The sequence below is a fragment of the Actinomadura rupiterrae genome (assembly GCF_024172125.1).
Taxonomy (GTDB): domain Bacteria; phylum Actinomycetota; class Actinomycetes; order Streptosporangiales; family Streptosporangiaceae; genus Spirillospora; species Spirillospora rupiterrae.
This window is the reverse complement of sequence record NZ_JAMZEA010000003.1, coordinates 658,424-678,985: the sequence shown is the minus strand read 5'-3', so window position 1 is coordinate 678,985 and position 20,562 is coordinate 658,424. Positions and strand designations below refer to the sequence as shown.

The window sequence follows — 20,562 nt, the reverse complement described above, 5'->3', positions numbered from 1 at the left end:
CTGTCCGAAACCCGCGCGGAGGGAGAATCATGATGGCGGGCGGAGTGAACCCGGGCGATCTCGGCGAGGACGACCTCCTGCGGGAGCTCGGACACCTCTACGCGACCCGGATGGAGACGCTGCGGCACGGCTCCGACAACGCGTTCAGCGAGCACACCCGGCGGATGAACCAGTACGAGGCGGAGTACCTGCGCCGCAAACCCGCCCGCGAGATCGACCCGGAGCGCCTGCGCGCCGGCGCCCGCGCCCGCTGATCAACTGCGCGCCCCCGCGCGCTGATCAACTGCGGGCCGGCGCCCGCTGATCAGCTCGCCAGAAGCCCCCTGACCAGGGCGGACAGGGAGACCTCGAACAAGGCGTCCGGGTCGTGCGGGCGGCCCAGCTCGCGCGCGAGCGCCGGGTCGACGCCGTCCGGGTCGCGCCAGACCTCGTCCGGCCCGGGACGCGGCTCCGGCCCGCGCTCGACCGCCCGCTCCAGCAGGACGAACCCGACCACGTGGTGCAGGACGGCCCGGACGACCGTCGCCGCACGCTCACCATCCAGCCCGGCCGCCGCGACCTCGGCCGCGAGCGCGCGCTGCGCGGGACGCATCATCACCGCCGTCCGGCCCTGCTCGTGCAGCAGCGCGATGGCGTGCGGCCGCGCGGCGATCCGCTGCCGCAGGGCCCGTCCGATCCCCACGATCCGTTCCGCGGGCTCTTCCCGCGCGTCCGGCGAGGGCGGGGCGAGGTCGCCGAAGTCGCCGAGGATGCGGTCGGTGAGCGCGGCGATCAGGGCGTCCCGGTTGCCGACGTGCCAGTAGATCGCGGTGGCGGCCACGCCCAGCTCGGCGGCCAGGCCGCGCATGGTCAGCGCCGCGAGGCCGCGCGCCTCCACGATCCGCAGCGCCGTGTCGAGCACCGCCTCCCGGCTCAGCCCCGCCGCCTCCACCCCGCGCCCACCCTGCGCTCCGCGCTCGTGTCGCACCTCGTGAGTGTCGCGCCTGCCCTCCACCCCGCGCTACCGGGTCACCGCCATCCGCAGGACCATGCGCTGCGCGCGGGCGGCGAACTCGGCCGTGTCGTTGACCTGCGGGAACGGCGTGTCGGGCACCGGCACCTCAAGGAACTTGCACAGCGGCTCCCAGCCCTGCTCCACCTCGTAGACCAGCAGCCGCTCGGCCGGGACGGCCTCGACCACCTCGGCCGTGTGCCGCTCGAACTCGGCGACCAGGCCCTCGTCGGTGAGCCGGTCGAGCCCCTGCGTGCCGGGCATGGCCGAGGTCATCCGGACGAAGGACGCGAGCTGGGTGCCGAGCGCCGAGGACAGCATCACCAGCGCCTTTCGGTCGGGCCGGTTCTGCTTGGCCCGCTCGCCGAGGATCGTCTTGCGCATGCTGGCGACCCAGCGGCGCGGGTCCCGGACGCTGAGCACGACCTTCGCGTCCTCGTAGTGCTCGGTGGTCTCGCGCCAGTAGGCGGCGGACGGCCAGTCCACGCAGGAGCGGTAGCCCTTGAAGAGGGTCTCCCAGGGGACGGGCTCGCCGCGCGTCTTGGCCAGCCACGCCTCCAACTGGCCGGGCCGCTGCATCTCCAGCATGTGGTGGCAGGGCCCGAAGCCGAGCTGCTCCAGGGCGGTCTTCAACGACAGCGTGCCGGTGCGTCCGTACCCGGCGCCGATGACATCCACAGAGTGACGGAACCACCCCGCGACGCGTCCAGCAAGGTGACAAAGACCTGTCCGCGCGGTGGTCTCGACGGCCCTGCCGGTCCCTGTAACGGTGTTACAGGAGCCCGATCGCAGGGGGCCCGGCACCGAGGAGGGGCGATGCGCCGCATCCGCTACGGTCCACGATCCGCCGAGGAACTGCGAGCCGCGCGCGAGGCGGCGGCCCGGATCCCGGACGTCTGGTCGACCGGGGTCACGGCCGTCTGGGAGACCGATCCGGACGCCGCCGCGCAGGTGCTCCCGCCGCCGCTCAAACCGGCCGCGCGCCCGCTCGTCCGGGCCACGCTCAGCCGGGTTGACCTGCCCGGCGGGCACGCGCTCGGCGCGGGGTCGGTGGCGGTCCGGGCCGTCCACGACGGGCGCGAGGGCGACTACCCGCTGGTCATGCCGATGACGACCGAGCGCGCGCTGACCGGCGGACGCGAGGTGTTCGGCGAGCCGAAGAAGCTCGGCGACGTGCGCGTCACCGTGGCGGGCGGGCGGCTGGACGCCTCCCTCGTCCGGCACGGCATCGCGTTCGTGCAGGTCAGCGGGGTGATCGGCGAGGATCTGGAGATCCCGCCGCCGCACGAGGACCTCGACTTCTACCTCAAGTTCCTGCCCGCGCCGGACGGGGACGGCCTCGACTCCGACGCCGCGCTCGTCCACTGCACGCGGCGCGGGCGGACGCGCCGCCTCCGCCGGGTGGACGGCACGGTCACGCTGGCCGAGTCGCCGTACGACCCGGTCGCCGACCTGCCCGTCCGCCGCCTGGTCGAGATCACCTTGGGGGAGCGGACGTCCTCCCAGCAGGGCCGCATCGCCGAGCGGGTGCCCGCAGAGGCCGTCCTGCCCTTCGTCCACCAGCGCTACGACGACCCGATGCAGGTCCTCGACGCCTGAGCCGCGACCGCAGAAGCCTGAGCCCGACCGCAGACGCCTGAGCCCGACCGCACTCGACGGGAAGTGCCATGACCGACAGCACGAGGAATCCGGACGAGCCGTACCTGATCATCTCGGCGGACACCCACGCGGGCCTGCCGACCGCCGAGTACCGCCCCTACCTCGATCCGGCGTACCGCGAGGCGTTCGACGGGTTCCTCGCCAAGCAGGACGCGATGGCCGAGGCGCGCCGCGAGTTCGGCCTCCAGAACGAGGAGTTCGCCGAGGAGTGGTTCGGCGAGCACGAGGAGGAGCTGCGCGCCGGCTGGGACGCCGGCCGCCGCGACCGGGAGCTGGACGCGGACGGCGTGGCCGGCGAGGTGATCTTCCCCGACGCGGACGCCGTCGCCGCCGGGACGCAGGCGCCCTTCGGCGCGGGCCTCGGCATGGCCGGGCCCGGTGACGACCCGGAACTCGCGCTCGCCGGGGCCCGCGCGCACAACCGCTGGCTCGCCGGGCTCTGCCAGGAGTCGCCGGACCGACGCCGGGGCGTGATCGTCGCGCCGGTCGTCGGGGACGTCGCGGGCGCGGTCGCCGAGATCCGCCGCGCGCACGCGGACGGCCTGCGCGGCGGCGTCATGATCCCGTCCGTGTGGGGGCACGGCCAGCCGCCGTACCACGACCGCCGCTACGACCCGCTGTGGGCGGTGTGCACCGAACTCGGCCTGCCCGTCCACACCCATGTGGGCGCGGCGCCGCGCGACGAGCTGGGCGCCTACCTGGGGCTTTACATCACCGAGGTGGGCTGGTGGTCGGCGCGTCCGCTGTGGTTCCTGATCTGGACGGGCGTCTTCGAGCGCCATCCGGACCTGCGGTTCGGCGTCACCGAGGCGGGCGTGTGGTGGGCCGGGAACCTGCTCTGGCAGATGGACGTCGCGTTCGACCGCGAGCACGGCACCCGCAAGCTGGCCTCGTTCGGCGAGCACATGACGATGCGCCCGTCGGAGTACTTCGACCGGAACTGCTTCCTCGGGATGTCCACGCCGAAGCGCCGGGAGCTGTCCCAAAGGTATGAGGTGGGCGTCCGGAACCTGCTGTGGGGGAACGACTTCCCGCACCCCGAGGGCACCTGGCCGCACACCCGCGAGTGGCTCGTGCACGCGTTCTCGGACGTCCCGGTGGACGAGACGCGCGCGATGCTCGGGCTTTCGGCCGCCGAGAACTACGCCTTCGACGTGGCGAGACTCCGTCCGCTCGCCGATCGCATCGGCCCGAGACCGTCCGACCTGGGCCAGGACAAGGCCGACACGTCCATCTGGGACCAGGCGCGCGAGGCCGGACGGCACTGGCTGTCCGGACCGGACGTTCCGGCCGTCGTGGGCGCGGCCCGCAGGGGAGGGAACCCTTGATCGTCATCTCCGCCGACGGGCACGCGGGCGCCGACCTGCTCGACTACCGGCCGTACCTGGAGGCCCGGTACCGCGAGGAGTTCGACGCCTGGGCGAAGGCGTACGTGAACCCGTTCGCCGACCTCCAGGCGCCGGAGGCCGAGCGGAACTGGAACTCCGGCCGCCGCCTGCGCGAGCTGGAGCAGGACGGGATCGTCGCCGAGGTGCTGTTCCCGAACACGATCCCGCCGTTCTTCCCGTCCGCGAACCTGACCGCGCCGCATCCGACCGCCGCCGAGTACGAGCTGCGCTGGGCCGGATGCCGCGCGCACAACCGCTGGCTTGCCGACTTCTGCGCCGAGGCGCCCGGACGCCGCGCAGGTGTCGCCGAGATCCTGCTGAACGACGTGGACGACGCCGTAGCGGAGATCCGCTGGGCGCACGGCGCGGGACTGCGCGGTGGCGTGCTGCTGCCCGGAGTCGCGCCAGGAGCGCCCGTCCCGCCGCTGCACGACCCGGTCTACGAGCCGATCTGGCGGACGTGCGCCGAGCTGGGGATGCCGGTGAACCATCACGGCGGCACCGGCGCGCCGGGTCTGGAGCCGAACCACGTCGCGCTCGCGATCTTCATCGTGGAGGTCAGCTGGTACGCGCACCGGGCGCTCTGGCACCTGATCCTCGGCGGCGTCTTCGAGCGCCATCCGGACCTGCGGCTCGTCCTGACCGAGCAGGGCTCGGACTGGATCCCGGGCGTGCTGGACACCCTGGACTACTACTTCGACCGGTTCCGCTCAGGGGACGCGACGGCCGAGGCGAAGTTCGGCGGACCTGCCGTGGCAGGGCTGTCGCTGCGTCCGAGCGAGTACTTCGCGCGCAACTGCATGGTCGGCGCGACGTTCATGAAGCCGTCCGAGACGCCGCTGCGGCACGCGATCGGCGTGGACCGGCTGATGTGGGGGAGCGACTTCCCGCACGACGAGGGCACGTTCCCCTACAGCCGGGAGGCTCTGCGGCGGTCCTTCCACGACGTCCCGGCGGACGAGCTGCACCGGATCGTCGCCGCGAACGCGGCCCGCGTCTACGGCTTCGACCTGGACGCCCTACGCCCGGTAGCCGACCGTGTGGGCCTGACCGAAAAGGAGATCGCGCGGCCCCTGGAGGTCCTTCCGGCGGACGCGACCAGTCCCGTCTTCAATCCCCGCACCATCGTCCGGGCCTGGTGATCTGACCTGCTGAGACGTACCGACGACGGCCGAGACCGCCGTCCGGTTTACCTCGGGTGATCTATGTCATTCGGGACGTCCGAAAGTGGGCATCTCGCCGCCGCCTGTGCGTAACGTTGGCCGGGTTGTCCGCTTTTGGGGGTGGGGCCCGGCCATGGTTCGGCATCGGAGGAGGCGTCCGAAAAGGAGGGCGCGCCTGCGCCGGTGGTGGCCCGTCACGGCCTGCGTTCCGGTCGCCGCGGTGGCGCTCGGCGCGGGGTACATCGCCACCAACGGAGGCACCCAGGCGCTCGGCTCGGGCCTCGGCTCCGGCTCCGGCTCCGACCAGCGCCGTCCCGCCGACTCTCCCCGGGCGCGTCCCATGATCGCCGGGCCGCAGGACGGCTCGCAGAAGCTCGCCGGGTACACCACCAGGTTCAAGCCGGGTGAGGCGCGCGTCCAGAACATCCGGATCGGCGCGAAGGCCATCGACGGGTACGTCGTCAAGCCGGGCCGCGCGTTCTCGTTCAACAAGGTCGTCGGCCCACGGAGCGCCTCGCGCGGCTACGTGTCCGCGCCGACGATCGTCGGCTCCCGCCTCGTGGACGATCTGGGCGGCGGCATCTGCCAGGTCTCGGCGACGCTGTGGAACGCGGTGTTCCAGGCCGGACTCAAGATCACCGAGTCGCACCCGCACACCCTGTGGATGCCCGAGTACCCGCAGGGCCGCGAGGCGGCCGTCGCCTGGCCGTCGCTCGACTTCGTGTGGCGCAACGACTCGGCCGGCCCGATCAGGCTCCGCACCGAGGTCACCGCCGACACGCTGACCGTCTCGCTGTGGGGCACGCCGAAGTACCAGGTGAAGACCGTCACGTCCAAGCGGTACGGCTACACCCGCGCCGGGACGTTCGTCGACGCGAGCCGCCGCTGCGTCCCGATGCCCGGCGGGCCCGGCTTCCAGATCGACGTGTACCGGACGCTCTCGCACCAGGGCCGGATGATCCGGCGGGACCGATTCCACACCGTCTACCAGCCGGAACCCAAAGTCACCTGCACAGGGCGCTGACCGTAACCCGGCCGGATGATCTCCATTCGACCCGACATAAGCGATCAACGTGCGCTACGGTCGCGAAGCATGGAAACTCCGGCGTTCAGGCGAAGGGACTTCGGCAGGCTGGCGGCGCTCGGTGTGGGCGGCCCCGCCTTGCTGGCCGCGTGCGGCGAGGGCGGTGACTCCCACGACGCGTCCTCCGTGGCTGCGACCCGCACCTGGAAGGTGACCGGGTCGGCGCTGACCGGCCTCGGCGGCTTCGACTCCACGGTCAAGAGCTTCATGCAGGCGCGGAACATCCCCTGCGGGCAGCTCGCCGTCGTCCGCAAGGGCAAGCTGCTGCTCGCGCGCGGCTACACGTGGAGCTCGGACGCGGCGCTCAAGACGCAGCCGACCTCGCTGTTCCGGATCGCCAGCGTGTCCAAGCCGATCACCGCGACCGCCGTCCTCCGGCTCATCCAGGAGGGCAGGCTCAAGCCGACCGACAAGGTCGCGACGCTGCTCAGGCTCCCGACCACCGCCGACCCGCGGCTCAAGGACGTGACCGTCCTGCGGCTGCTCCAGCACCTCGGCGGCTGGGACCGCGACATCTCGCCCGACCCGATGTTCCAGGACGCGAACATCGCCCGCGCGCTGCACAAGAGGCTCCCCGTCAGCCGCGCCGACATCATGAAGTGGGAGTCGGGCCGCAAGCTCGACCACAAGCCCGGCTCGACCTACGCCTACAGCAACTACGGCTTCATGCTGCTCGGCCGCATCATCGAGAAGGTCTCCGGGCAGAGCTACTCCACTTACGTCCAGCAGAAGGTGCTCGGACCGCGCGGCATCAAGCGGATGAAGCTCGCGCACGGCCTGTCCAAGGCCACCGGCGAGGTCCCCTACTACTCCTCGTACAAGGGGACGACCGTCTACGACAACACGGGCAAGCAGGTCCCGTTCCCGTACGGCGGGTTCAACATCGAGAACATGGACGCGCACGGCGGCTGGCTCTCGACCGCCGTCGACCTGACCCGGTTCGCGCAGATCTACGACGGCGGCACGTCCGTGCTGAACTCGGCGTCGATCGCGCGCGCGTTCGCCAAGCCCGAGACCGGGGTCAACTCCAACGGCTGGTACTACGGCACCGGCTGGATGGTCCGTCCCGTGACCGGCGGCCGCAACACCTGGCACGACGGCAGCCTCGCCGGGACGAGCACGCTGCTCGTCCGCCGCTTCGACGGGCTGACCTGGGCGGTGCTGTTCGACCAGCGGCAGGAGGGCAACCAGCCGTCCTACGGCGACATCGACGGCGCGCTGCACAAGGCCGCCAACGCCGTCACCAGGTGGCCTACCGGCGACCTGTACCCGAAGTACTTCTAAGCGCGCGTACTTCTGATCCGGGTCTCGTTCCGGACGCGGGCGGCGCGCGCGAACTGGTCGTCCAGGCGGCGCGGGAACGGCATGATCCGGTGCCGTTCCCGCCACGGCGCGAACTGCCGCACGGCGTTGAACCCGCCCGCCGTGACGATCCGCTCGGCCTGCGCGCCGAGCGGCCACGCCGGGTACACGTCGTGGTGGACGACCTCGACGGGCAGGCCGTCCGGGAGTCTTGGCGCGACGAGCGTGAAATCGGGGCTCAGGCCCTCGGCCGCCGCGATGTCGGTGGCGTAGGCGACCAGCTCGCGGATCTCGTCGTCCGGGCCCGAGTGGACGATCAGCCACCCGTCGATCTCGATGTCGTGCGGAGCCGCGGGCGGGTCTACCAGTTCGAGCGGTTTCACCTCGTCCGACACCTCGCGTAGGAACGCCTCGTGCGCGGGCGCGAGGGGCTCGCATATGTAGGTGATGTCGAATCTGGGGCGCTTGGCCGGCAGCAGCGCTTCGTAGACGGGCCAGCGCAGAAGCCTCGCGAGGTGGACGACATGCTGCCCGCTCGGGATCTCCAGCTCGCCGTCGATCCCGGCGGGGAAGGCGTCGACCCACACCTCGTCCGCGCGCACGTCGGCCAGCGACGCCGCGACGTCCCAGCCGGGCAGGACGCGCTGCATGAACGGCGAGTCGGAGACGATCGTGACCGGCTCGTCCTCGCGGCCGAGCGCGCGCAGCGCCGCGCGGACCCGGGTGAGATGCCCGAGCCCCGCGCCGTGCGCGTAGCAGGCGATCACCGTTCTCCGGCCCCGCTCATCCCGTCCCGTCCAGGACGCGGAGGTAGCCCGCGGTCTCGGCGGCCGGGGTGAAGTCGCGGCGGATGCGCTCGGCCCCGGCCGCGCCGAGCTTGGCCAGCTCGGCGCCCGAGGCGGCGACCGCCCGCCGGACCGCGTCGCGGCAGCCGCCGGCGTCGCCCGCCGCGAAGGTGAAGCCGATCGCGTCGTCCGCGACGTCGGCGAGGCCGCCCGCGTCCGAGCACAGCAGCGGGACGCCCAGCGCGGCGGCCTCCAGCGCCACGTTCGGCATCCCGTCGTAGAAGGACGGCAGCGCCACCAGATCGCACGCGGCGTAGACCGACGGCAGGTCGTAGCGCTCCTGGAACGGCAGCACCGAGTGCGCGAACCGGCCGAGCCGCGCGGTCACGGCCTCGTCCACCTCACCGGCGAGGACGAGGTGGAAGGCGTCCGGCGGGAGCGCGTCGAGAAGGAAGTCCACGCCTTTCTTGGCCTTGAGCTGCCCGACCACGCCGAGCGTGCGGAGGCCGTCCGCGACGTTCGCGGCCCGCCACTGGTCCGCGCGGCGCCGCTCGGACGGCAGCAGCTCCCAGGACGAGGTGTCCACGCTGTTCGCCACGAACGCCACGTCCGCGCCGGGCGCGAGGGCATGGACGAGCGGGATGTGCGACCGCGCGACGACGCAGACGCGGGCGGACGCGCGCAGCGCATCGGTCAGCGTCCCGCGCCGCCGCATCGAGAACACGCCCACGTCGATGTCGTTGCCCCGCAGCAGCGTGATCAGCGGGGCGTCCAGCAGCGCGGACAGGACGGGTGCGGCGAGCGTCGCGAACACCCCGCCGAACGCGGCGACGTGCGTGTAGTCCGTCATGCGCGCGGCGGTCAGCTGCGTCCAGAGGCGGCGCAGCGCGTGCTCGGGGTCGGCGCCGAGCGGCGCGGTGACCCGCCGCCCGCCGACCTCGCGCCGCAGGTCCCACGGCAGGTCGCGGCGGCTGAGGTGGACGAGGTCGATCTCCGCCCCGGCGGCCCGGAGGCCGCGCACGATCCGGTCGCACGACTCCGACATCCCGCCCTTGCTCGGCGGGTAGTGCTCGGTGAGCCACAGCACCCGGTGCCCCGGCGGCTGAACTGGCGGCGGCTGAGCTGTCGGCGGCTGGGAGATCGGCGGCTGGGGCATCAGCTGTCCACGAGCCCGTCGCCGCCGGAGTCCCAGTCGTCCGAGCCGCTGTCCGAGCCGTCCCAGTCGTCCCCGCCGAAGTCGCCGGACGCCGCCGCCCACTCGCCCGCGCCGCCGTCGCCGCCCGAACCGCTCGACTCGAACGAGTCGCGGTCGTACTGGTCGAAGGACGAGTACCAGCCATCGTTCCCGTAGACGGTCGTGGTGTGGTGGTAGTGGCTGCGGCGGTAGCCGTGCGTCCAGCTCCGGTCGTAGGGGTTCCGGCTCCCGTAGCCCGAGCATTCGGGGCAGTGGCCGTCCGGGCCGAGGTGGTGCCCGCAGGCGGGTCGGCCGCACCGGACGCACGGCCCGGCCGCGTACCGGTCGCAGCGGCGCAGCACGAAGAACCCGGTCAGCACCGAGCAGGCGACCGGGCCGGGAACCGGGCCGCCCTGCGGCGGCATCGGCGGCATGTTCAACGGGTCCTCCTCGGGGACGCCGCGGACGGGGCGGACGCGGCGGGCGTCCAGCGGAACAGCTCGCCCGTAACGGTCAGGATCTGCCCGGGCGTCTGGACATCCGCGACCGGGTGCAGCTTCGCCGACGCGCGCAGCACCGCACGGCCGTTCTCCTTCTGCTGGACGCGGACGGCCAGCCACGGCGGCGGGGGCTGCGCGGGCTGCCTGACGGCCATGCCCTTCGGCAGCCGCCGCGTGGCCTGCACGACCCGGACCGTCTTCGTCTTCGACTTGTGCTTGGTCTTGCCGCTGCGGCTGGTCTTGGTGAACCGCCGCTCCCGCACCCGCTCGACCACCGCGACGTCCAGCACGCTGCCGTCGCGCAGCTCGGCGCGGAGCAGCAGCCACGGGTCGACCTTGAGCGTCTCGGACCCGCGCCGGACCGGGTACCGGACGTTCAGCTGCCGCGACGGCCCGCGCTTCTCCGGCACGTTCGGGCCGCGCAGGTCCGTGCTGACGCCGAGCGCCCCGCCCGGCTCCATGTCCTCCTGGAGGATTCGGATCATCGGCACGAGCACCGACGGCGCATGCCGCGGCAGCCGCCACCTCCGGCGGGTGATCGTCCCCTCGTGCGAGGCGAGGCTCGCCACCAGCGCCGACCACTCCGCGGCGGGCAGCGTCGCCGAGAACCTGTGCTCCTCGACGAGCTGCCGGTGCAGGGGGTGCAGGCTTTCGAACGCCCGGCGCTGCTTACGCCAGAACATGCGTCACCACCGATCGACGGGTCGAGCGGACAACGTGGGTCGAGCGGAATCCGCGGTTCCGGCGGAAACCGTAGGGACCATTGGGCGCGTGGGAACTGCAGGGTGCGCGGCCAGCGTACGGTAGACCTCGGCCAGCCGGGCGCGCGAGGCGTCCCAGGTCAGCGTGCTCGCGACGTGCTCTCGTGCGCGCGCGCCCATGTCGCGCGCGGTGTCGGGGTACTCCAGCAGCACCCGGACGGCACGCGCCAGCTCGGCCGGACGGTCCGCCGGGACGAGCCGTCCGTGCTCCCGGTCGGCCATCAGCTCGCGCACCACCGGCAGGTCGGACGCGACGACCGGGGTCCCGGCCGCCATCGACTCCAGCACCTTCAGCGGCGCGCAGCCCTGGTCGAGGTTCCGGGCGCAGGCGGTGAGCGGCGCGACCGACAGCTCCGCGTGCTGGAGCCAGGCCGCGACCTGCGCGTGCGGGACGGTGAACCGCCACTCGACGCGGTCCTCGACGCCCAGGTGCCGGGCCAGCCGCCGCAGCGGCTTCGCGCGCCGCGCCTGGACGGACGAGCAGACCACGAGCCGCAGGTCCGGCAGGTCGGCGAGGCGTGCGAACGCGCGCATCAGGACGTCCAGGCCCTGCCAGGGCTGGAGCGCTCCGACGTAGATGATGTACCGGTCGGGCGCGTCGTCCGGCCTTGGACGGGGGTCGGGGACGTCCGCGCCGTTCGGGACGACCGTGACCTTCCCGTCCGGGACGCCGTAGCCGCGGACGGCCTCGGCGTTCACCCGCGACGGCACGATGATCGCGTCCGCGGCGTGCAGGCAGTGCCGCTCCAGCTCGCGGATCTTGGCGAGCGTCCGCTCCGGGAGGCCCGGCCGGGTGTGCCGCAGCTCGATCGACGGCAGCCCGTTCACCTCGTAGACCACCTGGTAGCGGCGGCCCGGGGCGTCCACGACGGGCAGCGCGCCCCACGGGTCGCGGACGTGGCACAGCTCCAGCGTCCCGGCGTGCTCGGCAACGTGCCCGGCCACCCAGGACGAGAACGCCTCGAAGCGGCCGAGCAGGTTCGGCACGGCGTCGTCGAACCGGACGATCTCCCGGCCGTCCTCGACCTGCCGGCGCGGCAGCCGCCCGCCGCCGGTCACGCCGAGCAGGCCACCGCCGAAGCGCGCGAACAGCTCGTCCGCCATCTGCGCGATGTGGACGGCCGCGCCCTTCGTGGACGGGAAGAGGTCGAACGCGAAGTACGCCGCCCGATGCCCGGTGGCGTACGGAGGCTGGAGGGTGTCGGGGCGCCGGTCCGTCATGCGGCCGCCAGGGCGTTGGCGCGGTGCCAGGCGATCTGGTCGGCGAGGCCGTCCGCGAGGGCGATCCGGGGCGTCCAGCCGAGCAGCTCGCGCGCGAGGGACGGGTCGGCCCAGGTGCGGTCGGCGTCCCCGGCGACCGGCGCGGTGCTCTCGATCTCCGGCCGGACGTCCAGGATCCGGCCGAGCAGCGCGATCGCCGCCCGCACGGTCACCGGCTCCGGATGCCCGACGTTGATCGCCGCTCCGGCGGGCGTCTCGGCCGTCATCGCGGCGAGCGTCGCGGCCACCACGTCGTCCACGTGCGTGAACGAGCGGGCCTTGCGGCCGTCGCCGAACACCGGCAGCGGACGCCCGGCGAGCGCGGCCTCGGCGAACCGGTGGAACGCCATGTCCGGGCGCTGGCCGGGGCCGTAGACGGAGAAGTAGCGGAGGATGACCGCATCCGGCCGCCGCCGGGCCAGCCGCTCGACCGCCGCCTTGCTCACCGCGTACGGGCTGGCGGGCGCGAGCGGGTCGTCCTCGCGGGTCGGGCGGTCCCGTCCCGCCGAGCCGTAGACCGACGAGCTGGACGCCACGACGATCCGGTTCCGGGCGGCGTCCAGGACGCGCCGGGTCGCGACGACGTTGTCCCGGTGGATGTCGTCCTCGGCGCCCCAGGACGACCTGATCCCGGGCCGTCCGGCGAGGTGGACGACCACGTCCGCCGAGGTCAGCGGGGTGAGGTCGGCCGTCGCGAGGTCGAGTTCGCGCTTGTCCAGGGGGAGCGCGTCCCAGGTGCGGCGGGCGGTCCCGGGCGCGAGCGCGCGGTCGGGGGCGTCCACGGCCAGCACGTCGTGCCCGGCCTCCGCCGCCGCCTCCGCCACGCGGCTCCCGATGAACCCGGCCGCCCCTGTCACCACAACCCGCACCGAAGCACCATATAGAGACCGGACAGTGCTCTGCGTACCCGAACGATGCGTCCGGGTATCCGGAAGGCGCGCGGAACGGGTACCCGGAAGGCCGCGGAACGGCCGCCCGGAAGGCTCGGAACGGGGGTTCAGCGGGCGCGGACGACGCGGCGCTCGTCCCAGACCGGCTCCGGGGACTCGGCCACCGAGCCGTCCGAGCGGAACACCAGGTACCGGTCGAAGGACCGCGCGAACCACCGGTCGTGCGTCACCGCGACGACCGTGCCCTCGTACGACTCCAGGCCCTCCTGCAGCGCCTCGGCGCTGGCGAGGTCGAGGTTGTCGGTCGGCTCGTCCAGCAGGAGCAGCGTCGCGCCGCCCAGCTCCAGCAGGAGGATCTGCAACCGCGCCTGCTGCCCGCCCGACAGCGTCTCGAACGGCTGCTCCGCGCAGAACTGCAGCTCGTACCGGGCGAGCGCGTTCATCGCGTCGTTCCGCAGCCGCGCGTGCTCGGTCATGACGATCTCGCAGGGCGTCCGCCTGGCCAGGTCGGGACGGGCGTGCGTCTGCGCGAACAGTCCCGGCACCACGCGCGCGCCGAGGCGTGCGACGCCCGTGTGCGCCACCGGCTCGACCGGCGTCGCACCGCGCGGCAGCACCTCCGCGACATGCGCGAGCAGCCGCAGGAAGTGCGACTTGCCCGATCCGTTCGATCCGAGGACCGCGATCCGCTCGCCGTACCAGAACTCGGCCGCGAACGGCCGCATCAGCCCGGTCAGCTCCAGGTCCTCGCAGATCACGGCCCGCTTGCCGGTGCGTCCGCCGCGCAGCCGCATCTTCAGGCTCTGGTCCTTCGGCGGCACCTCCGGCGGCCCGGCCTCCTCGAACTTCCGCAGCCGCGTCTGCGCCGCCTGGTACCGCGACGCGAGGCCGTCGTTGTACGTCGCCTTGGCCTTCAGCATCAGGACGAGCTGCTTGAGCTTGGCGTGCTCCTCGTCCCAGCGGCGGCGCAGCTCCTCCAGCCGCTCGATCCGGTCCCGGCGCGCCTGCGCGTACGTCGCGAACCGCCCGCCGTGGATCCAGACCGTCCCGGACTCCACGGTCACGATCCGGTCGGCCGCCCGGTCGAGCAGCTCGCGGTCGTGCGAGACGAGCAGCACCGTCTTGGACGTCTCGCGCAGCCGCTCCTCCAGCCACCGCTTGCCGGGAACGTCGAGGTAGTTGTCCGGCTCGTCCAGCAGGAGCACCTCGTCCGGGCCGCGCAGCAGCGCCTCCAGGACGAGCCGCTTCTGCTCCCCGCCCGAAAGCGTCGAGACGTCCCGGTACCGGCAGCGGTCGAAGGGGACGCCGAGCGCGGCGGTGGTGCAGGAGTCCCACAGCACCTCGGCCTCGTAGCCGCCCGCGTCGCCCCAGCCGGTCAGCGCCTCGGCGTACCGCATCTGGGCCGGCTCGTCGTCCTGCTCGATCATCGCGAGCTCGGCGGCCTCCAGCCGGCCGGCCGCGTCCCGCAGGCGCTGCGGGGCGGTCGTGAGCAGGAGGTCCTGGACGGACGAGCCGTCCCGGACGTTCCCCACGAACTGCCGCATCACGCCGAGCCCGCCGCTGTGCGCGACGGAGCCCTCCTGCGGGGTCAGGTCACCGGCGATCGTCCGCAGCAGCGTCGTCTTCCCGGCCCCGTTCGGCCCGACGAGCGCCGCCGTGATGCCGTCTCCGACCCTGAACGACACGTCTTCCAGCAATACGCGCCCATCCGGCAGCGTATGGCTGACATGTCCCACCTCGACGTGCCCCATGCCCCAGAGTCTCTGGACCCGGGGGCATGGGGGTCAAATCCTTTTCGCGCCTCCGACCACGTCCTTCAGGCGCTGGACGGCCCCGTCCACCGGGATCCGGGTGGTCTCCGAGGTGGCCCGGACGGTGAGTTCCACCTCACCTTCGGCCAGGCTTCGGCGTCCGACGGTCACGCGGTAGGGGATTCCGGACAGCTCGATATCCCGGAACTTCACGCCCGCGCGTTCGGGACGGTCGTCGATCACGGTGTCGAGTCCGGCCTCGCGCAGCTCGCGGTAGAGCCGCTCGGCGGTCTCGGCCACGTCCGGATCGTCCGTCTGAGCAGGGACGACGGCGACCATGAAGGGCGCCACCGCCGCCGGCCAGATGATCCCGTTCTCGTCGTGGTGGACCTCCACGATCGTCGCCAGCGCCCGCTCGATCCCGATGCCGTAGCAGCCCATCAGCGGGTGGACGCGCCCGCCGTCCGCCGCCAGGACGGTCACGTCCAGCGCGCGGGTGTACCGGTCGCCGAGCTTGAAGATGTGCCCGACCTCGATCGCCGCGAACACCTCCAGGGGCGTCCCGCAGGCGGGGCACGGCTCGCCCGCGGCCACCTCGCGCAGGTCGGCCCAGGCCGCGGACGGGATGTCGCGCGCCACGTCCACGCCGCGCAGGTGCACGCCGTCGCGGTTCGCGCCGGTGACCATGTTCCGGCGGCCGCGCAGCGCCTGGTCCGCGAGGACGGGCAGGCCCGTCACGCCGACCGCGCCCAGGCTGCCGGGCAGGGCGCCCAGGGCTTCTCGAATCTCGTCGGGCTCGGCGGGACGGAGATCGTTCGCGGCGGCGGCGTCCGCGAGCTTCTGCTCGTGCAGCGCATGATCACCGCGGAGCAGGACGAGGGTGAGCTTGCCGTCGACGACGTAGACGAGCGTCTTGATCTGCCGGTCGGCGGGCGTGCCGTAGCCGGTGGCGAGATCCTCGATCGTCCGGACGCCGGGGGTGTCGAAGGGTTCCGGCGCGTCCGGGCCGTCCTCGTCGGTCACGGGCGCGAGGCGGGACGTGGCCTTCTCGACATTCGCCGCGTAACCGCAGGCGGGGCAATGCGCCACGGTGTCCTCGCCCACCTCGGCGGGGCAGGCGAACTCGGTCGAGCCCGTCCCGCCCATGGCCCCGTTGGACGCCTCGACCGGGACGGCCGGAATGCCGAGCCGCTTGAAGATCCGCAGGTAGGCCGCCCGGTACGCCTCGAACGAGGCGTCCAGGCCGTCCTGGTCGATGTCGAAGGAGTAGGCGTCCTTCATGGTGAACTCGCGCACGCGCATGAGCCCGCCCTTGGGGCGCGGCTCGTCCCGGAACTTGGTCTGGAACTGGTACCAGTGCTGCGGAAGCTGCTTGTACGAGGTCAATTCCTGCGCGAGCGTCGTGAAGATCTCCTCGTGCGTCATGCCGAGGGCCAGCTCGTTACCCCGCCGGTCGGTCAGCCGGAACATCTCCGGACCGACCAGATCCCACCGTCCGGACCGCCGCCACGGCTCCGCCGGGTGCAGCGCGGGCAGCAGCATCTCCTGCGCCCCGATCCGGTCCAGCTCCTCCCGGACGATCTGGACGATCCTCGCCCGGACCCGGACGGCCAGCGGCAGCAGGCTGTAGTGCCCCGCGTGCAGCCGCCGGACGTACCCGGCGCGCAGCAGCAGCCGGTGGCTCGGGGCGTCCGCGTCCGCCGGATCCTGCCGCAGGGTCGGGACGAACAGGTGTGACCAGCGCATGCGGCCGACCATAACGGTGTGGGCGCGCCGGAGGAATCGCGTTTTGGCGCGTCCCGCTCGTCAGTACCCTTGGGGGCGTGAGTCGAGAAGGTGTGACGCCGCAGAGCGAGGATTTCTCCGCCTGGTACAACGAGCTCGTCGTCCGGGCGCAGCTCGTCGACCGAGGCCCGGTGCGCGGCACGATGGTCATCCGCCCGTACGGGTACCGGGTATGGGAGCTGCTCCAGGCGGACCTGGACCGCCGGATCAAGGACGCGGGGCACGACAACGCGTGCTTCCCGATGTTCATCCCGGAGTCCTACCTCAAGCGCGAGGCCGAGCACGTCGAGGGGTTCTCGCCGGAGCTGGCCGTCGTCACCATCGCGGGCGGCAAGCAGCTGGAGGAGCCGCTGGTCGTGCGGCCGACGTCCGAGACGGTCATCGGCGAGTACATGGCCAAGTGGATCGACTCGCACCGCGACCTGCCGCTGCTGCTCAACCAGTGGGCGAACGTCGTCCGCTGGGAGATGCGGCCCCGGATGTTCCTGCGCACCACCGAGTTCCTCTGGCAGGAGGGGCACACCGCGCACGTCGACGAGACCGACGCCATGCGCGAGACCATGTGGGCCCTGGACGCCTACGCCTCGGTCGCGCGCGAGCTCGCCGCGATGCCCGTCGTCGCCGGCGAGAAGACCCCCGGCGAGCGGTTCGCCGGCGCCGTCCGGACATACACGATCGAGGGCATGATGCGGGACGGCCGCGCCCTGCAGGCCGGCACCTCGCACTACCTCGGCACCAACTTCGCCAAGGCGTTCGAGATCCAGTACCAGGACGAGGACGGCCAGCTCACCCTGGCGCACACCACGTCCTGGGGCATGTCCACCCGCATGATCGGCGGCGTGATCATGACCCACGGCGACGACAAGGGCCTGGTGCTGCCGCCGCGGCTGGCGCCCTACCAGGTCGTGATCGTCCCGATCGGGCGCAAGGAGCAGGGTGAGGAGGCCGCCGCCGAGGCGCGCCGCCTGGCCGGCGCGATCAAGGCCATGGGCATCCGCGTGCACGTGGACGACAACCGCCCGCAGCTGTCGCCCGGCTTCAAGTTCAACGAGTGGGAGATGCGCGGCGTGCCCGTCCGCATCGAGCTCGGCAAGCGCGACATCGAGAACGGCGTCGCCACCCTCGCCCGCCGCCTGCCCACCGTGGAGGGCCAGGGCAAGGAGCAGATCCCGCTGGACAAGGTGCCCGAGCTGCTGCCGGGCATCCTCGCCGACTTCCAGGCCTTCCTGCTCGCCCGCGCCGAGGCGTTCCGCGAGGACCGCACCGCCAAGGTCGACACCTGGGACGCCTTCACCGCCCAGGTCGCCGAGGGCTGGGCCCGCGCCTTCCACTGCGGCCGCGCCGAGTGCGAGGACGAGATCAAGGCCGACACCGCCGCCACCCCCCGCGTCATCCCCATGGACGCCCCGGAGGAGACCGGCACCTGCGTCAAGTGCGGCCAGCCGTCCGCGTACGGCAAGCGCGTCATCTTCGGCCGCGCCTACTGATTTCCAACCGAACGGGCCGGAGCGACAACTCGCTCCGGCCCGTTCCGCATTTGCGGCGTGCGCAGGTGTGCTGATCTGCCTTTCGGGGCGTCGGGGTCCGGTTCGTCCTCGGGTCGGGTTTCAGTTGAGGGACGGGGGGAGGACGCGGAGGGCCAGCATCGAGACGTCGTCGCGCAGGTCGCCGTCGCAGAAGTCGAGCAGGGTGCGCTCGACCGCGCCGAGCATGTCGTTCACCGGGTCGGCGGCGTGCGCGGCCAGGGTCTCCAGCAGGCGCGCCTGCCCGAACTGGCGGCGGTCGGCGGCGCAGGCCTCCAGGAGGCCGTCCGAGTGCAGGACGAGCGTGTCGCCGGGCGCGAGGTCGAGCGTGTCCAGCCCGGCCTCGAAGTCGTCGAACAGGCCGAGCGGCACGCCGCCCCGGGACGCCGTCCTGATCACGCCGTCCGCGCGGACCACGATCGCCGGCGGGTGGCCCGCGATGCCGAGCGTCACCCGGAGGCCCTCGCCCCGCGGCGCGATCCCCGCGAGGACGGCCGTGACGAACCGGTCCTCGCTCAGCAGCGCCTCGTTCACCGCCGCCAGCACCTCCGCCGGATGCGTCCGCCACCGGGACACCAGCCGGACGCCGTGCCGGGCCGTCGCGGTGACCGCCGCCGCGTCCTCGCCCTTGCCGCAGACGTCGCCGAGCACCAGGCCCCAGCCGTCCTTGGTGGGGAACGCGTCGTAGAAGTCGCCGCCGACATCGGTGCCGTGCGTCGCCGAGGTGTAGCGGGCGGCCAGCTCCACGCCGTCGATCTCCGGCAGGGTCCGCGGGAGCAGGCTCGCCTGGAGCGTCGCCGCCACCTCCGCCCGCCGCCGGTACAGCCGCGCCGCCCGGATGACCAGCCCCAGGTACCGTCCGATGCGCTGGCAGACCGACAGGTCCAGCAGCGAGAACGGGCCGTGCTCGCCGCTGCCCGCGAGCGTGATCGTGCCGATCGTCCGGTCCCCGTCGGTCACCGGGACGCCCAGCACGGACGTCGCGCCGATCATGCTGAGCACGGGCCGCCCGTCCGCGTCGGCGCCCAGCAGGTCCAGTTCCTCCGCGTGCGCCCGCAGCGCGCTGTGGCCGCTCTCGAACACCGTCCACGGCAGCGTGCCGGACGCCGGGTCGAGCTCGGCGAGCCGCCGGGCGGCCTCCTCGGAGGCCTCGTCCTCGGGCCCGAGGACCACGTGCCGCCGGGGCGCCGCGTCCCCGTTCCGCGCCGCCACGACCTGCCCGCCGCCGTCGCTCTGCCGCTGCGGCACCAGGTCGATGAACACCCACTCGGCCAGCTCGGCCGCGAGCAGCCGCGCGCACCGCCGCACCGCGACGGTCTCGTTGAACACCGGCTCGTCCAGCAGCATCTCGGTGACGGCCGCCAGCACGTCCATCCGGTGCACCAGCGACGCGACCGCCTCGTCCCCGGACGTCTCCACGCCGACCACTGAGGGCTCGCCGAACGCGCGGTCGTCGTCCGCCTCGTCGCCTTCCGCGCGCTCGGCCGCGGGGACGGACGTGGCGGAGATCCTGATGGGCGTCGTCGTCGGCCCGGCGACCGCGACGACCATCGGGTCCGGCTCGCCGCGGATCCAGACCCGGGCCAGCGTGACCACCGCGTCCACCGGACGCTCCCCGCCGAGGAACCGCACCGGCACCCGGCACCGCCGCCCCGTCCGGACCACGGCGGCGAGCTGCGACCGCAGCGGCGCCCGCGTGGCCAGGTCGCAGAACGCGGTGAACTGCTTGCCCGACACGTACCCGGTGGACGTCCCGAGCAGGTCCGCCGCCTGCCGGTTCACCCGCCGCACCCCGCCGTCCCGGTCCAGCAGGAACATCGGGACGGGCGCGTCGGTGAACACCGTCTTCAGGACGCGCCGCTCGTCCTCGGCCGCCGCCGTCCGCCCGGACGCGCCGCTCTGCTCCCCGCCGACCGTCCGCAGCGCCGCGAGGGCCAGCTCCAGCTCGACCAGCGCCGCGTCCAGCGTCGCCCGCGTGTCGGAGTCGGGCAGCCCGGCGGCCTGCCGCAGCTCCTCGATCCGCCCCTCCAGGCCCGCGACCTCGCGCAGCACGCTCTCGGGGTCGAGCTGCTCGGGCATCGAACCCCTCCTGTCCTCGACGACGCGAGATCGGCGCACGCCGACCACCGGCCCGACCTGCCGACCGGCCTTCGCAGCCTATTCCCGGAATGGCCCCCGCTGTACGAAGACGAACCTCCCGCCCCCGATCATCCCCACCCGGCCACCCCCATCCCGATCGCCGCCGCCCCCCACCCCACCCCAGCCGTACCCCCACGCCAACGCCCCCACCCACGCCGGAACGCCCGCTACCAGGAACACCCCGCTTTGCCCCGCCCCCACCCCCAAATCGGCCCGCCCAACACCCCCCACCGCCCAATCCCAAACCCCCCTCGCCGCCAGCACCCGCACCCCCCACCCCTCTCCAGACAACCCACCCTTGACCGCGGCCGACGCACGCGCGATCACGCCCCGCCAAAACCGCCAGCACCGCCCAAACCCCAACCTGATCAAGGCACCCCAGACCACCAGCCCCACTCGCCCGGGGG

General features: G+C 73.1%; 18 protein-coding genes. 7 read left to right on the top strand and 11 right to left on the bottom strand.

Annotation, left to right across the window (positions count from 1 at the left end):
• Window positions 1–29 precede the first annotated feature (29 nt).
• Complete coding sequence (locus FHU30_RS11845; protein WP_253874893.1) at window positions 30–254, top strand: DUF6158 family protein; 225 nt, start codon at window positions 30–32, stop codon at window positions 252–254.
• A gap of 50 nt (window positions 255–304) precedes the next feature.
• Here FHU30_RS11845 and FHU30_RS11840 read toward each other — a convergent pair whose 3' ends face one another.
• Window positions 305–967 (bottom strand): TetR/AcrR family transcriptional regulator, encoded by a 663-nt coding sequence (locus FHU30_RS11840; protein WP_253874891.1) that lies wholly within the window; start codon window positions 965–967, stop codon window positions 305–307.
• 33 nt (window positions 968–1,000) lie between these two features.
• A complete protein-coding gene (locus tag FHU30_RS11835; RefSeq protein WP_253874889.1) occupies window positions 1,001–1,669 on the bottom strand; it encodes a sulfotransferase family protein in 669 nt (222 codons plus the stop codon).
• A 138-nt stretch (window positions 1,670–1,807) separates the two neighbouring features.
• Here FHU30_RS11835 and FHU30_RS11830 point away from each other — a divergent pair, with 138 nt between their 5' ends.
• The 5 genes from FHU30_RS11830 (at window position 1,808) to FHU30_RS11810 (ending at window position 7,569) form a co-directional block, all read left to right on the top strand.
• Complete coding sequence (locus FHU30_RS11830) at window positions 1,808–2,590, top strand: acetoacetate decarboxylase family protein (RefSeq protein ID WP_253874887.1); 783 nt, start codon at window positions 1,808–1,810, stop codon at window positions 2,588–2,590.
• A gap of 68 nt (window positions 2,591–2,658) precedes the next feature.
• Window positions 2,659–3,978, top strand: coding sequence for an amidohydrolase family protein (locus FHU30_RS11825; RefSeq protein ID WP_253874886.1), 1,320 nt, complete (start codon window positions 2,659–2,661; stop codon window positions 3,976–3,978).
• Window positions 3,975–5,180, top strand: coding sequence for an amidohydrolase family protein (locus tag FHU30_RS11820; protein WP_253874885.1), 1,206 nt, complete (start codon window positions 3,975–3,977; stop codon window positions 5,178–5,180). Before FHU30_RS11825 ends, FHU30_RS11820 begins: the two co-directional genes overlap by 4 nt.
• A gap of 241 nt (window positions 5,181–5,421) precedes the next feature.
• Window positions 5,422–6,225, top strand: a complete 804-nt coding sequence (locus FHU30_RS11815) for a VanW family protein (RefSeq protein WP_253874884.1) — start codon at window positions 5,422–5,424, stop codon at window positions 6,223–6,225.
• 69 nt (window positions 6,226–6,294) lie between these two features.
• The gene (locus FHU30_RS11810) at window positions 6,295–7,569 is read left to right on the top strand and encodes a serine hydrolase domain-containing protein (RefSeq protein WP_253874883.1); all 1,275 of its coding nucleotides are present in this window, start codon (window positions 6,295–6,297) and stop codon (window positions 7,567–7,569) included.
• Here the strand turns inward: FHU30_RS11810 and FHU30_RS11805 are convergent.
• The 8 genes from FHU30_RS11805 to FHU30_RS11770 form a co-directional block, all read right to left on the bottom strand.
• Complete coding sequence (locus FHU30_RS11805) at window positions 7,566–8,354, bottom strand: hypothetical protein (RefSeq protein ID WP_253874882.1); 789 nt, start codon at window positions 8,352–8,354, stop codon at window positions 7,566–7,568. The two genes, FHU30_RS11810 and FHU30_RS11805, sit on opposite strands and share 4 nt — an antisense overlap.
• Before the next feature lie 16 nt (window positions 8,355–8,370).
• Window positions 8,371–9,528, bottom strand: a complete 1,158-nt coding sequence (locus FHU30_RS11800) for a glycosyltransferase family 4 protein (protein ID WP_253874881.1) — start codon at window positions 9,526–9,528, stop codon at window positions 8,371–8,373.
• Window positions 9,528–9,986: a hypothetical protein gene (locus FHU30_RS11795; RefSeq protein ID WP_253874879.1), complete on the bottom strand. Its 459-nt coding sequence runs from the start codon at window positions 9,984–9,986 to the stop codon at window positions 9,528–9,530. The genes FHU30_RS11800 and FHU30_RS11795 overlap by 1 nt, the downstream gene beginning before the upstream one ends.
• Complete coding sequence (locus tag FHU30_RS11790; RefSeq protein ID WP_253874877.1) at window positions 9,983–10,729, bottom strand: hypothetical protein; 747 nt, start codon at window positions 10,727–10,729, stop codon at window positions 9,983–9,985. The genes FHU30_RS11795 and FHU30_RS11790 overlap by 4 nt, the downstream gene beginning before the upstream one ends.
• Window positions 10,730–10,732: 3 nt before the next feature.
• Entirely contained in the window at window positions 10,733–12,028 is a 1,296-nt protein-coding gene (locus tag FHU30_RS11785) for a glycosyltransferase family 4 protein (RefSeq protein ID WP_253874875.1), read from the bottom strand.
• Window positions 12,025–12,936: an NAD-dependent epimerase/dehydratase family protein gene (locus tag FHU30_RS11780; RefSeq protein WP_253874874.1), complete on the bottom strand. Its 912-nt coding sequence runs from the start codon at window positions 12,934–12,936 to the stop codon at window positions 12,025–12,027. Before FHU30_RS11780 ends, FHU30_RS11785 begins: the two co-directional genes overlap by 4 nt.
• 128 nt (window positions 12,937–13,064) lie before the next feature.
• Window positions 13,065–14,708, bottom strand: coding sequence for an ABC-F family ATP-binding cassette domain-containing protein (locus FHU30_RS11775; RefSeq protein WP_253874873.1), 1,644 nt, complete (start codon window positions 14,706–14,708; stop codon window positions 13,065–13,067).
• A 33-nt stretch (window positions 14,709–14,741) separates the two neighbouring features.
• A complete protein-coding gene (locus FHU30_RS11770; RefSeq protein WP_253874872.1) occupies window positions 14,742–16,454 on the bottom strand; it encodes a proline--tRNA ligase in 1,713 nt (570 codons plus the stop codon).
• 77 nt (window positions 16,455–16,531) lie between these two features.
• On the opposite strand from FHU30_RS11770, the gene proS reads away from it, so the two are divergent.
• The gene (proS, locus tag FHU30_RS11765; protein ID WP_253874871.1) at window positions 16,532–17,980 is read left to right on the top strand and encodes a proline--tRNA ligase; all 1,449 of its coding nucleotides are present in this window, start codon (window positions 16,532–16,534) and stop codon (window positions 17,978–17,980) included.
• Window positions 17,981–18,100: 120 nt separating this feature from the next.
• Here the strand turns inward: proS and FHU30_RS11760 are convergent, their stop codons facing one another.
• Window positions 18,101–20,095: a SpoIIE family protein phosphatase gene (locus FHU30_RS11760; RefSeq protein WP_253874870.1), complete on the bottom strand. Its 1,995-nt coding sequence runs from the start codon at window positions 20,093–20,095 to the stop codon at window positions 18,101–18,103.
• Between the last annotated feature and the right edge of the window lie 467 nt (window positions 20,096–20,562).

Excerpts from the sequence above, each read along its gene's own strand:
- FHU30_RS11770 (WP_253874872.1), bottom strand. The coding sequence starts at position 16,454 with ATGCGCTGGTCACACCTGTTCGTCCCGACCCTGCGGCAGGATCCGGCG.
- FHU30_RS11760 (WP_253874870.1), bottom strand. The coding sequence starts at position 20,095 with ATGCCCGAGCAGCTCGACCCCGAGAGCGTGCTGCGCGAGGTCGCGGGC.
- FHU30_RS11825 (WP_253874886.1), top strand. The coding sequence starts at position 2,659 with ATGACCGACAGCACGAGGAATCCGGACGAGCCGTACCTGATCATCTCG.
- FHU30_RS11785 (WP_253874875.1), bottom strand. The coding sequence starts at position 12,028 with ATGACGGACCGGCGCCCCGACACCCTCCAGCCTCCGTACGCCACCGGG.
- FHU30_RS11800 (WP_253874881.1), bottom strand. The coding sequence starts at position 9,528 with ATGCCCCAGCCGCCGATCTCCCAGCCGCCGACAGCTCAGCCGCCGCCA.
- FHU30_RS11775 (WP_253874873.1), bottom strand. The coding sequence starts at position 14,708 with ATGGGGCACGTCGAGGTGGGACATGTCAGCCATACGCTGCCGGATGGG.
- FHU30_RS11790 (WP_253874877.1), bottom strand. The coding sequence starts at position 10,729 with ATGTTCTGGCGTAAGCAGCGCCGGGCGTTCGAAAGCCTGCACCCCCTG.
- FHU30_RS11810 (WP_253874883.1), top strand. The coding sequence starts at position 6,295 with ATGGAAACTCCGGCGTTCAGGCGAAGGGACTTCGGCAGGCTGGCGGCG.
- FHU30_RS11845 (WP_253874893.1), top strand. The coding sequence starts at position 30 with ATGATGGCGGGCGGAGTGAACCCGGGCGATCTCGGCGAGGACGACCTC.
- FHU30_RS11830 (WP_253874887.1), top strand. The coding sequence starts at position 1,808 with ATGCGCCGCATCCGCTACGGTCCACGATCCGCCGAGGAACTGCGAGCC.